The sequence below is a fragment of the Asticcacaulis sp. YBE204 genome, assembly GCF_000495855.1.
Lineage (GTDB): Bacteria > Pseudomonadota > Alphaproteobacteria > Caulobacterales > Caulobacteraceae > Asticcacaulis.
This window is the reverse complement of record NZ_AWGF01000011.1, coordinates 193,308-205,494: the sequence shown is the minus strand read 5'-3', so window position 1 is coordinate 205,494 and position 12,187 is coordinate 193,308. Positions and strand designations below refer to the sequence as shown.

Genomic DNA, 12,187 nt, shown 5'->3' with positions numbered 1-12,187 from the left:
CGGTCTCCCTTTCAAAAAATTTTGCCTGATCTTCAGCAAAATTGTTAAAACGTTCCGAGGTTTGATGCAGCGTAGATTCAACGGAATCTAATCTAAGGGCAACTTCCTGTGATTTGTGTTGAGCTTCGGCTTTTTGTTTAAATGCCATTTCCAAGGCGCTGCCAATGCCGATGATCTTATCAAATTTAACATCTGAGTCAGGTGCGCAGTTTTCAATTACTTCGGCTAAAGATATTTTTGTGTTGATTATTTGATCATGATTTTTTTCGAGGTATTTGACGTAACGTAAAAGATTCAGTTGTGGTATTTTTTTTAATTTTTCAGTATTTATTTTTTCAATAAACTCTATAGTTTCATTTATATCACTAAGATTTGCGCCACGTAGATATGTATAGGGGTATGTATGCCACGGTAAGTTTAGAAGATTTTCTATAACTCGATCATCAAATCTAAATTTCACGATTTGAGCAGGATTTCCAGCGACTATGGCGTAAGGTGGGACATCTTTAGTTACAACGCTGTTTGACGCAACTATGCAACCGTCTCCCAAGCTCACGCCATTCTTGATAAATGTCTGAGCGCCAATCCAGACGTCGTTGCCGATCAATATTTTCTTGGATGAAGCAAGAGGTGCGCGATCAAGTATACTTTCTTCTATAAGGTCAGGAAAATTTTTCCATATCCAATCATTTCTAAAAGTAAATTCCGAAGTTGAAATTCTATCTATCGGATGATCAAAATCACCCAAACGTGTGCCATGTGCGATAGAGCAGTATCTTCCGATATTGGAAACATGTTCTGTAAAATATGTCCATAGATAAGTTCCAGATCCAATATTGGCTGAAATTTCCATATTTATACTTAATAATGAAAATGGAGGCTCTGCTACAGATTTTTCATGAATTCTAATTTGACCGGCGTGCAGTCTTCCACCGATCAGTTCGCTTGCTTGCGACATTCTTTCAGAAATATGAACGGTATGAGACGACATTTCAGAAACCTTGCAATGCTGTGTTTAATTAATATCAGATATTTAGTTAGTAATTGTAGGAGAAAATTTCTGCTAAAGTAACTAAGTTGCAAGGTTGGACAAGTGAATTAACATATCGACGCTCCATTTTGCTGCTTCTACCGGATCTGCAAAAGCGTAATCACGGAAGGCTGGCAGATCCTGCCGCTCATTACCGGAGTCGCAGTCCGCAATCAGATATTCCGGCATGACGACGGCTTCACTTCGGCCATCGCACTGAGTCTGAACCCATTCACCGCTTGGGGCTGTCATGCTGAACATCTTGTTCGTGTGGATAAGGCCGGGGCGGTCGTGTATCCAGCCGATCTTATGCTGCTGGGTACCCTGATTGCAAATATAGGCGTTTGCATAACCCGCGGCAACCGTCGCCGTACACAGATCGCTGGCCGTGTAGTCATAGACCTTGATGTGGCTGAGATTGCGGGCATTCAGTTTCTCGATCAGCGACAGCGCCAGTCGCGAAACGTCGTCGCCATTTTGCCGCAACTTATCGGTACCGGGATAGCGATCGCCGATGTCGATATCCCAGGGGAGGGATAAGCCGTCGAGCATCAGATCGCAGTCGATGCCCCGATCGTTCACTTCCTGCGCCAGCGCCAGCAGGTAGTCGAGTTGGTTGACCGCATGTCTGTACATCAGCCTAAGGCTGATCCACAGGCGCAGGCTTGCCTGAGGCACCGGTTCAAGTGATGAGCTATTGAGTTCCGACAGACGGATGATTTCGGCTTTCGCTTCGGCGGAGACGACAATGGCGCTGGCATAGAAATATAGCTCAGGCGAAAACGTCGTGTGGGCCGGGCGCTCCTTCAGGGCGGTGCCAAATAACCATTCCTGAGGGCCATAGGGTTCGTAGAGCAACGCCTGTTTTAGTGTCGGGATCGGATTTAAGGTCTTTAAAAGCAGTAGGCCCGGCAGTTCGTTCCACATAAAGTGCGCGTAATTATTATGCCCGATCAATAGTATGGGAGCATCAGCCGTCGAACCTTGAATGTCCGTGATCGAGACCTGATCGAAGAAGCTCAGATTGGACTCGAAGAAGCCCAGATAAGCCTCGTTCGTGACAACCAGCAGCCGGGTTGCGGTGAAATAGAGGGCATCGATGCTGTTGCCAGACCCGTGGCCGGACGTCATGGCCCATACAATGTCATCGCTTTTGCAGAAAGCATAGGCGGTCGAAGAATGGCCGAAAGCCATTGACCCTTTCAGGGCGTAGTCATGGAGGAAGGTGCCAAATCGGCTTATACCGCCAGAAGTAAACAGATCGGCCTGATATTGCCGTAGCGTACGGTCGCCTACCCAGGCATTAAACTGGCGAAAAACCTTACCGACACGGCGTTCGAAAGCCGACGCCGACGCCGATTCCGTCTTCGGCGGCAGCACAACCCGTCCTTGAGGAAGATCGAGTCCGGTATCGCTCCGCAAACGCAGTAACGCCTGCCATAGCGGTTCAGCCATGTCGAAACTGGTCAGGGTGTCTATAAGGCTGGCTTCAATAGGGCCTTGATGCCGCAACCGGTTTTCGGCGGCACCTGACAACGCGGCTTCAGGAATTTCAAGCGGCTGCAAATGCTGCGTGTAAAGGCGGGTAAGTTCCTCGTAACTGCGTGCGATATCGAGTGCGGAAAAGAGCGCTGAAATCTTTTGTTCGTCGTTATCAGGCCACGACTTCAGTAGCACTTCGAGACCCGAAAAGTCGCGGTTTAACAGCTTGGTGTCAATAAGACGTGTCAGAAGAGGGCCATTATCGGGGGCTTTTTGAAGCGCGGCTTCACAAAGTTTCTGGGCATCATAATAGCAAAGGGTTTCAATGTATCTCTGCGAGCCTATGTCGGCAGCATCCACCCATTCAGGCGCGCTTTCCCATAGCTGTTCCCATCTTTGAGCCGACGCGTAGCGATTAAATCGCAGCATGGGTATATCAGCCCAAATCTGCGAAAAAAAACGAACAGCAGGAAATTCGGTTCGACAGGCCTGAGCCAGGTTTTCGGCGTCGTTGGTTTTCTTTTGCCCAAGGAGGGATCTGAGCCAGCCCTCATGAGCAAAATGGTGTTCGGGAAACCGGGCTGCCAGTGCCTGGAACCGAGCCTCAGCAATGGCCCATTTTTCGGTTATTTCCGCTACCCTGGCATAGGCCGTGCCGGCCCAAGCATCGTCAGGAAAGCGTGCCGTGGTGCGTTCGAGAAGACTTTCGGCCTCATCGAAACGCTGTTGATCCGCCAGCCAGCGCCCCAGTTCACGATAGCCGGAAACACTGTCCGGAAATTTCTCAACATATTGCCGCCAAGTCGCTTCGGCATCCTGTGTGGAGCCGGCGATTTCCTGATGCTTACATCTGCGAAAAAAGAGCCATTCGTCGTTTGGGTAAAGCTTAAGGGCTTGGTCAATATGAACGATAGCCGCATCGTGATCGCCGTCTTGCATGAGGCGATCAAATTCGCGGGCGGCAATTTCAGTCGTTTCGAACATATAGGGCCCCTTACCGGCATTCATCCATCTATGAAGCCTTCGGCGTGCTGATGCCGTAACCGGGATAAATTGGGGAGGTGGTTGCATTTGGCATCAACAAAACAAATAATTATATAAATGTAAGCAGTTTTCACGAATGTACTACAGGTAATTAGCCAATTTGACGCCTAAGATGATTTATTTCTTCTTCCAGTTTTTTGGCATATTCGTCGGATGCTTGGGCTTGAATGTTCAAATGTTTGTGCGGACGATAATAGAGACCTTCGGAGGCCGGACGGACGGGCCCCTGATAATGCGGAAATGCCTGGCGTATTTCCTCGGCATAGGCATAGGCATTGTCCGTGACTTGACCCAAGGACCGATCTTTGGCGGCATTCAGACGCGTTGACGTCTCATCACTTCTAAAGCTGTCGTTGACCACCGCATAGGCCCAGTTAAGGCTATGAAAATCCGGGCTGCCGATTACAGGATTGGTGTGCATGAACGGGATAGTGCTATCTGGCGATAGAACTTCGCGCAGACTGAGATCGCGTAAAGGCGCCTGTTGCGGTTCCGAATAGATGATCGATGGGTCCATAAAGCCCACGACATAGTTGCTCAATAGTTCCTTTGCTTGAGCATAAAGAACATCATACCAGAAGTCGCTATCCCACAGTAACTGGGTCAGGCGGCGGTTTTCAGAGGCCGAATGCTTGTTGCGCTGAACACGGGCATAGAGATCGAGCACGGGGTTGACCGCAGCGATTGGCCCCAGATGATAAAACTGCTCCGGTGCCAACTCGCTATAAAGATATTCGTGTTTCAGATCGACGTTGGATAGACGGGCAATGTCTGCCTTATAGCCATAGAAGAGTATATCATTGAGATAGAACGGCCAGCCAACGAGGCCAGAGTGCGCCCAGACGCGATGACTGTATGCCGTCGGTTCAAGTCCCAAGCCGTAATCACGGGTCAGCCAGTCACCGCCGAGTACATAATCGATCAATTCATTCATCGGTACGATGTCTGGACGGATTCGAAGAACGCGTACATTAGCGGGTATATGTTCAAGGCCCCACTGCAAAGACAGCGACTGGTGCAGAATGTGGCCTGGGAAGCGCAGGGTCGGTTGGGGGCACTCGACCAGAACCGTACCAATCGCCAGAAACGCCTCGCGGACTTCAGGATAGCGTTCAAATTCACCGTGCCAGGTGCTGAACACCGAGCCTTGAACGAGCCCCTTGTCCATCAGACGGCGAATCTGTTTCGCCTGTTCGAGGGCATTGGCAGGGTCACGCACGAGACCTGCCAGCAATATCCAGTTCATTTAGTCGGACTTCCGTGAAAAATCTTGCCTACAGGCTGGTAATTTTCAATATGTGGTGCGGCGACAATAAGGCCATTGTCCAGAACGCCGTTGACCATAGGGCAGATAAACAGAATGCCTTTGAAGTTCAAGGTCTCTCGGTGGTCGATACTGTGAGCCGCGGCGCGCAGGAAGGTCTGCACGTCGCGGAACATATAGACGCCGGCCGAGGCGTTATTTGAAATGACGACCTTTTCGCGGGCGCCCGTGACCCTGCCGTCCTCGATGGTCAGATAGCTGTAGCAGCTTTCGTCCGAAGTGAAGACCGGTACGACAGCACCGACCCCATCGGTGAACAGGGCCTGTGGATCCTGAGGGCCTTCGCTGAACAGGATGTCGCCGAGATCGACGATCAGGGGTTCGTCCGACGCCACCAGAGCCATTGCCGCCAGCACAGAAAACAGCGCACCGCCGGTCAGGTTCGACAGGGTCACAACGCGGCAGCCGGGCCATGTCGCGTCGAGATAGGCGGTCAATTGGGGGAGCGCTTCGACCTGACGAACTACGAAGATGTAGTCTTCAGGCCGAAGCGTTTTTTCCCAGGCACGTGCCTTGAGCGCGGCCTCGATCAAAGGCGTGCCGTTGAGGTCCATAAGGGGCCTCAGGCCGTATGCCTCGGTATAGAGATCGGGGCCGGCGAGCGGAACGATGCACTTCATGCCGATCAGATCAGTTCGAGATAGGCGTCGAGATCCGGCGGTGTGCCGATGCCGTGCATGGCTTCGGGCTCGACATAGTAGACGCCGACGCGGGCACCGGTCTTGATCATGTAGTTATAGACCGGGCAGACATAGAACTCGTTGTTCGAGCGGTCGTTGTGCGCGATCATGTCGGTGGCGGCATTGATGAAGTCGCCGGCACGCTTGAAGTAATAAAGACCGACTGTGGCGATATCGGAGATGGCCACCTTTTCCTTCACCTCTTCGACGAGGTTCTCACCGTTGAGACGGGCGAATGACCACTTGGGGTCGCGGTCCTTGTCGATGAAGCAGAGGATCGAACCGTCCAGATCGCGAGCCTGAGCGTCGCGGATATAGTCTTCGCAATCGAAATCCACGATCTGGTCGCAGTTGGCGATCAACAGCGGGGCATCCGGGTCGAGGTGCGGGCGCGAGGTCAAAACGGTGCAGGCCGCGCCTTCGGTCACGAAGTTGATCGGCGAGAAGATCAGGTCGCCGCGGGCTTCGAGATCCTTGGTCACCTGCGGTTCGGCGTCGAGGTGTTCCTGACGCGCGATCAGCACGAAGTTACCGTTGGTGACGCGCAGATTGTCCATGACGCGTTCGATCATGGTCTTGCCCTTGACGTCGATGAAGGGCTTGGGCTTGTCGTAACCAGCCTTCGAGAAGCGGCTGCCGAGACCCGCCATCGGGATGACGACCTGAGTGCCCTTGGTCGGTGCGGAAGTGGTCATATGCTTGCTCTTGACTTCGTTCTGATAGAATTCGATCCGCTGCGGCGAATAGAAGGTGATGTAGTCGTCGGTCGGGATTTCGAACTGGCCTACGCGACCGCCGCTAAGGACGATTTCGTTCAACACCGGCGACAGATAGTACTTGCCGCCGATGGGATCGGATTTCAGCAGGTATTGCTTGGTTGCTTCGATAAATTGCTGACCGGACTTGAAATAGTAATAACCGGCGATAGCTTTACGGCTCAGGACGCGCTTTTCGGCGGTTTCGATGACGTCTCCGGCTTCGTTTTCCCGGACATAGGACCAGCGCGGGTGGACCGAATTGAAGGTCACCACGCCGCCGTCATAGCCCTGACTGACGAACTTATGGGCAATGGCGCTCAGGTCGGCATCGAGAATCTGGTCGCCATTGCAAATGACCAGCGGCTCGTCATCGGCGATGTGATCCACAGCCATCAGAGCCGTGCAGACGGCGCCCATAGTCGGGTGGGTCAGTTGCACGATCTTGGCGTCGGCGCCGGCCAGAAGTTCAAGCGCGGCGTCCAGGCTATATTCGACGGCATCCTGACGGCGGATAACGAAAATGAAGCTGGCCGACGGATCGCGGGCCTTGATGCTATCGATCACAAGGCCGATCATCGGCGTGCCGCCAACTTCGATCAGAGGCTTTGGAAAGTGGTATTCTTCCTTGGGGAACAGGTTGTCCTCGGAAGCGATGGGGATCAGATATCTCATCAGGCAGCCGCCTCGATCTTATTGATTTCGTTCATAATGCGGTCATAGGTCACATCGTTCGGCGTCCCGACGACAAAGACATGGGCGCCCGACGCGCGGGCCGCCTGAATGCCGTGATCGTTATCTTCGAGGATCAGCACCTCTTCCGGCTTGAAACCCAGGCGATTGATGGCCGTCAGGTAGATTTCCGGATCCGGCTTGGCCTTGCTGACGTCCTGGTTCGACACGAAGAAGTCGAGATATTTCAGCAGGTCGGCCTGTTCCATCATCGACTGCACCGTAGCACGGATCGAATTCGAACATACCGCCAGATACTTGCCCTCGCGCTTCAGGCGAGCCAGAGCGTATTCGTGGTGAAAGACCGGGCGGCACTTTTCTATGACGGCCTGATAGGTCAGTTTCTGCTTATAGGCATTCAGAAAGTCATGCAGCTTGGGCGACAGGCCCCGCACCTTGGTCAGCATCTTCAGCTTGTCCTTGGTCGGCAGGCCGTCATAAACCGCGAGATGCTCTGTGCGGCTGATGTTCAGGCCGAGCAGCGCGAGAGCGCTGTTCAAAGTTTCGTAATGCCATTCCTTGGCATCGATAAGGACCCCGTCCATATCGAACAGCACCGCTTTAATCATAATGAAATTCCTAAAAAATTCCGCAAAATAGTATTGCGTTCACCCCCACCGTTCGGCCGCAAGATGCGGCACGTCGGTGCAAATGGCAATAGTCTCGCCCTTAAATTGAGACCACATGTCCCATGCCGCTGCGTAATCGCGACCGTGGAGTTCCGGCGATACCAATGCCACCTTCTTGCCGGCATCGAGATGCGCCTGAATGACGTCAGGGGTAATCCAGTCGCCGTAAAAAGCATCCAGCCAGACGCCCTCGGCCTTATCGTAATAGGGCGGGACGGGTTCAAGTTCGGAATGGCGGGTATAGGCGACGAAATTGTGTTTGAAGTAGCCGAGTGCATCCGGCACGGCCATGTCGAAACAGAATACGTCCGATATGCCAGCCTTGTCGAAAGCGGCGCGGACCCCGGCCTGTAGGCCGTCGGCCTTGATATTCAGGGCGATGGTGCCTGACTGCGCATAGGCTTTGTGAAGTTCGAGGAAATAATCGAAGTTCATAACAGCTTCGCCGACCGGCATGTCATGGGCGATTTTCAAAACACCGTTCTGATCGCGAACATCGGTTTCCACCCCGAAGCCGCTTTCAAACGCGCGACGAAACGCGGTTTCGCTGTTTTTCTCGGCCGGTGTCTCCCACCAGCCGCGGTGCGCGAGTATTTTCATAAATATCCCTCAGGTTCGGCTTAGCTAAGTGCGTTCAGTTCGTTGAGCGCGCAAACAATGTGGTAGAACGAGCTGGCCGGGGCCGCTTCGACGACCCAGGTGCCGTCGGCGTTCAGGCGATCGTACCACACGCCCTTCACCGGCAAGTCGAGATAGAGCCACAGGCCGTTATAGGCCTTGACCACCTCGGCGGCCTCGTCTTCGGTCTTGAGGCGGTTATAGCGGGCAACCGCCGCCTTGAGGCGCTCGGTCTGCGGCCAGAGGCGCGCGCCGCCGTCGCGGATGCTGCCGTCGAGGAAGACTTCGTTGATGGCGACGCCCAGCGTGTCATTGATGCCGTGCGCGCGGGCAAAGCCGGTGAGGCCGTCGGCAATAGCGGTCGACCGTGCGCCTTCCGGAGCCACCTCGAACAGCCACGCCCATTCCAGACAATGGCCGGGTTCGACGATATCGCCTTCACCGGCGGCCAGCTTCTGCCAGTCCTTGTCGAAATATTCGGTGACGGCACCGCTGGCGGCGTCGCGGAACTTCGTGGCGAACAGGTCGCCCAGCTGTTCCAGCAGCGCCTTCCACTTCGGGTCGCCGGTAACCTCGAAATTGACCAGAGCCGCCTCGAACATGTGCATGTGCGGGTTCTGACGGTAGGGCGGGCAGGGGGTCAGTTCGCCTTCCCAGAAACCGCCTTCGGGACGCAGCCACTTATCCAGCATGATGTCGCGCAGGGCGGCGGCTTTTTCCAGCGCATCGGTACGGCCCAACGCCTTACCGGCATGACCGAGCGCGAACAGCGCAAAGGCGTGGTCGTATAGATCGAGCGAGGTGTTGATGACCTCGCCCGCCGGAGAAAACAGGTGTACGCACTGTCCGTCGTCGCGGAAGCCCTTGCCGAGAAAGAGGTCCAGCGCTTTGCCGGCGACCTCGCGCCACGGGCCTTCCCAGCCCATTTGGCCGATCGTGCAGAAGCTGTAGATCTGGCGGGCCTGAACGCGCAGGCGACGGTTCATCTCGGCAGCGGGCTCACCCGTCTGGGTCAGGCGCTCGGCAAACATGCCGTCTGCCAGAACGCCCTTGGTGGCCCATAAAGGAGCGGCATGGTCAAACAACCAGGTCCGGGCGTGTTGCCGGGCCTCGCTTACGGAAGAAACGGGCATAAACAAATCTCGGAAATATATGATTTGAGCGTGGCGGCTGAAATTGGTAGCCGCCACGCTGTATAGGCAAATTACTTCGAGGCTTCAAACACCAAATTGGACGGGCCAAAATAGCCCAGCTCCTGAGACCAGAAGGTAATGGCCGCCGGGGTCGAGAACCCCGCAGCGTTCAGGGTGGACAGGACATCCCAGCCGAGGGCCCAGGACCCGTCGTCGCGCTGAACGCTTTTCTCGTCACCGTAATGGAAATTGGCATGGAAATAGAGGCGGCCGTCTTCGCTCAGGCGTGCGTGCAGCTTCTTCAGCGTATCGGTCGGGTCGCGTTCGATCTCGAGGCGATTGACGATAAGGATCGTATCGTAAACCTTCTTGCTGGCGATCGCTTCATTGAGCGGAAGGTGGTCCAGGCTGTCGGAATAGTTCTTGAGTACCGGCAAAAGAGATTCGGTACCCGCAACCAAAAGCGTTCTTCCCAACCCCGCTTCCGGCGCATTGTAAAGCGCATAGTGGGCTGTGGCGCGATCCGGCATATAGATGCCGTTGTCGTCACGTTGCTCGCCGCGCCAGTCCGGAACGACCTTGCCGTCGGCACGCTTTTCACCATTGGCGATATCGGACGTGAACGTAGTATGCTGCAACGTCAAAGGGCAAATGCCCGTTACGGATACGGCCTTATTTCCGGCGAGGCTTTGCTCAAAGGCATATCTGTAGTCAAGTACGTTTGAGTGCGATTGCCGGTAGTCATCGAACTGGGCCTTATTGGCAAAAATGACACCTGGAAAGGGATAATTATAGATTTTCATATGAACGGTCCTGGGGGGCGCTTAGAATAGCCTTGTCAAAAATAACAGCGTAAGCTGGCTTGCCGCCAAGGTTGTGTCGGCCGGAAAATTGAGCGACGCCCCGCACGCTGCAAGCCGTTTTTTATGGCCTTTTTGTGTGTGCGGCGCAATAGGGTTTCGCCTTTTCTGAACGAAATTGCCCTTGCCGCCTTTGTTGGTACGATAGATACTTGATATGTGACGAGTATGCGTGCAAAAGGCTGGAATTCGTATATTGAGTTTGCACGACCAATTTTTTACCGGGCTATAATTTATGCAATTTGAACGGTTTGAGGTTTCCGGGCCGGCGCTTATCCGCCCGAAGAAAATTGGCGACGACCGCGGGTTCTTCATGGAAGCCTTCAAGGACGCCTGGTTTCGCGAACATATCGAGGATGTCACCTTCGTGCAGGACAATCAGTCCCTGTCGGCGCAGGTGGGTACGATCCGCGGTCTGCATTACCAAACCGCCCCGTTCGGTCAGGGCAAGCTGGTGCGCTGCCTGAAAGGCGCGATCTTCGACGTCGCGGTGGATATCCGCAAGGGTTCGCCGACCTTCGGCAAATGGGTCGGGGCGACCCTGACGGCGACGGGCGCCGAACAGCTTTGGGTGCCGGACGGTTTCGCGCACGGCTTTTGTACGCTTGAACCGGACACCGAGGTTTTCTATAAGGTGACCAATCCGTATAGCCGTGAAAACGATGCGGGTCTGGCGTTCGACGATCCGGCCATTGGAATTGAGTGGCCGATCGATCCGGCGAAGGCGATCCTGTCCGACAAGGACAAGGTGCAGCCGAAGCTGGCCAGTCTTGTCTGAGTGTAACATCTGGTTTGATTTATCGCGTCTCGATTGCGGGCGGGGATTTATATTTTAAGGGATTTTTAGATGCGTATTCTAGTCACGGGGGGCGCCGGTTTCATCGGTTCGGCGCTGGTGCGGTATCTGGTTTCGGAAGTGGGCGCCACCGTGCTCAATCTCGACAAGCTGACCTATGCCGGCAATCTGGCCTCGCTGGCGCCCATCGAAGGCGCCAATAACTACAGCTTCGTGCAGGCCGACATCTGCGACTACGCCAAGGTGGCGCAGATCATCGCGGATTTCAAACCCGACCACATCATGCACCTGGCCGCCGAAAGCCACGTCGACCGCTCGATCACCGGCGCCAAGGATTTCGTCGAAACCAACGTCATGGGCACCTTCTCCATGCTGGAAGGCGCACGCCACTACTGGCTGTCTCTGACGGGCGAAGCCAAGGCGAATTTCCGCTTCCTGCACGTCTCGACCGACGAGGTCTACGGCTCGCTGGGTGAAACCGGTCTGTTCGAAGAAGTCACGCCTTACGACCCGTCCTCGCCCTATTCGGCGTCGAAGGCCGCTTCGGACCATCTGGCCAAGGCCTGGCACCGCACCTACGGGATGCCGGTCGTCGTGTCGAACTGCTCGAACAATTACGGCCCATACCACTTCCCGGAAAAGCTGATCCCGCTTAACATCATCAATGCCATGCAAGGCAAACCGCTGCCGGTCTATGGCGATGGTTCGAACATCCGCGACTGGCTCTATGTCGAGGACCACGCCCGCGCCCTGCACCTGATCTGTTCGCAGGGCCGTCTCGGCGAAACCTATAATGTCGGTGGCCGCAACGAGCGCAAAAATATCGACGTCGTCCGCCGTATCTGCGCTATTCTCGACGAACTGCGTCCGGCCAATGCGCCGCACGACAAGCTGATCACCTTCGTCACCGACCGTCCGGGCCACGATCACCGCTATGCCATCGACGCGACCAAGCTGGAAACCGAACTCGGCTGGAAGGCGCGCGAAAACTTCGATACCGGCATCCGCAAGACGGTCGAATGGTATCTGGAGAACGAGCACTGGTGGGGGCCGCTGCGCGGCGAATATACCGGTGAACGCCTCGGCGTCCTGAAGGCCTGAGCC

Annotated in this window: 11 protein-coding genes; 2 read left to right on the top strand and 9 right to left on the bottom strand. The window is 54.7% G+C overall.

Features of this window, described 5'->3' with window-relative positions; translation table 11 throughout:
- The 9 genes from AEYBE204_RS40100 to AEYBE204_RS33945 all read right to left on the bottom strand — a co-directional run.
- Window positions 1-991, bottom strand: a 991-nt coding sequence (locus tag AEYBE204_RS40100) for a CatB-related O-acetyltransferase (protein WP_081724718.1), incomplete at its 3' end; no start/stop codon positions are given.
- A gap of 81 nt (window positions 992-1,072) precedes the next feature.
- Complete coding sequence (locus AEYBE204_RS33980) at window positions 1,073-3,496, bottom strand: tetratricopeptide repeat protein (RefSeq protein ID WP_031231061.1); 2,424 nt, start codon at window positions 3,494-3,496, stop codon at window positions 1,073-1,075.
- 151 nt (window positions 3,497-3,647) lie between these two features.
- Window positions 3,648-4,802 (bottom strand): hypothetical protein, encoded by a 1,155-nt coding sequence (locus AEYBE204_RS33975; RefSeq protein WP_023463075.1) that lies wholly within the window; start codon window positions 4,800-4,802, stop codon window positions 3,648-3,650.
- Entirely contained in the window at window positions 4,799-5,500 is a 702-nt protein-coding gene (locus AEYBE204_RS33970; protein ID WP_023463074.1) for a hypothetical protein, read from the bottom strand. Before AEYBE204_RS33970 ends, AEYBE204_RS33975 begins: the two co-directional genes overlap by 4 nt.
- 5 nt (window positions 5,501-5,505) lie before the next feature.
- Window positions 5,506-6,990, bottom strand: a complete 1,485-nt coding sequence (locus AEYBE204_RS33965; RefSeq protein WP_023463073.1) for a glycosyltransferase family 2 protein — start codon at window positions 6,988-6,990, stop codon at window positions 5,506-5,508.
- Entirely contained in the window at window positions 6,990-7,616 is a 627-nt protein-coding gene (locus AEYBE204_RS33960) for an HAD family phosphatase (protein WP_023463072.1), read from the bottom strand. The genes AEYBE204_RS33965 and AEYBE204_RS33960 overlap by 1 nt, the downstream gene beginning before the upstream one ends.
- Before the next feature lie 39 nt (window positions 7,617-7,655).
- Window positions 7,656-8,276, bottom strand: coding sequence for a hypothetical protein (locus AEYBE204_RS33955; protein WP_023463071.1), 621 nt, complete (start codon window positions 8,274-8,276; stop codon window positions 7,656-7,658).
- Window positions 8,277-8,296: 20 nt separating this feature from the next.
- Window positions 8,297-9,427: an AGE family epimerase/isomerase gene (locus AEYBE204_RS33950; protein ID WP_031231052.1), complete on the bottom strand. Its 1,131-nt coding sequence runs from the start codon at window positions 9,425-9,427 to the stop codon at window positions 8,297-8,299.
- A 71-nt stretch (window positions 9,428-9,498) separates the two neighbouring features.
- Window positions 9,499-10,065 carry a hypothetical protein gene (locus AEYBE204_RS33945; protein ID WP_155908437.1) on the bottom strand — a complete coding sequence of 189 codons (567 nt, stop codon included), beginning with the start codon at window positions 10,063-10,065 and terminating at the stop codon, window positions 9,499-9,501.
- A 457-nt stretch (window positions 10,066-10,522) separates the two neighbouring features.
- Here AEYBE204_RS33945 and rfbC point away from each other — a divergent pair, with 457 nt between their 5' ends.
- Together rfbC and rfbB are read left to right on the top strand one after the other, a co-directional pair.
- Window positions 10,523-11,065: a dTDP-4-dehydrorhamnose 3,5-epimerase gene (gene rfbC / locus AEYBE204_RS33940; protein ID WP_023463068.1), complete on the top strand. Its 543-nt coding sequence runs from the start codon at window positions 10,523-10,525 to the stop codon at window positions 11,063-11,065.
- 69 nt (window positions 11,066-11,134) lie between these two features.
- Window positions 11,135-12,184 (top strand): dTDP-glucose 4,6-dehydratase, encoded by a 1,050-nt coding sequence (gene rfbB / locus AEYBE204_RS33935; protein WP_023463067.1) that lies wholly within the window; start codon window positions 11,135-11,137, stop codon window positions 12,182-12,184.
- Window positions 12,185-12,187 lie beyond the last annotated feature (3 nt).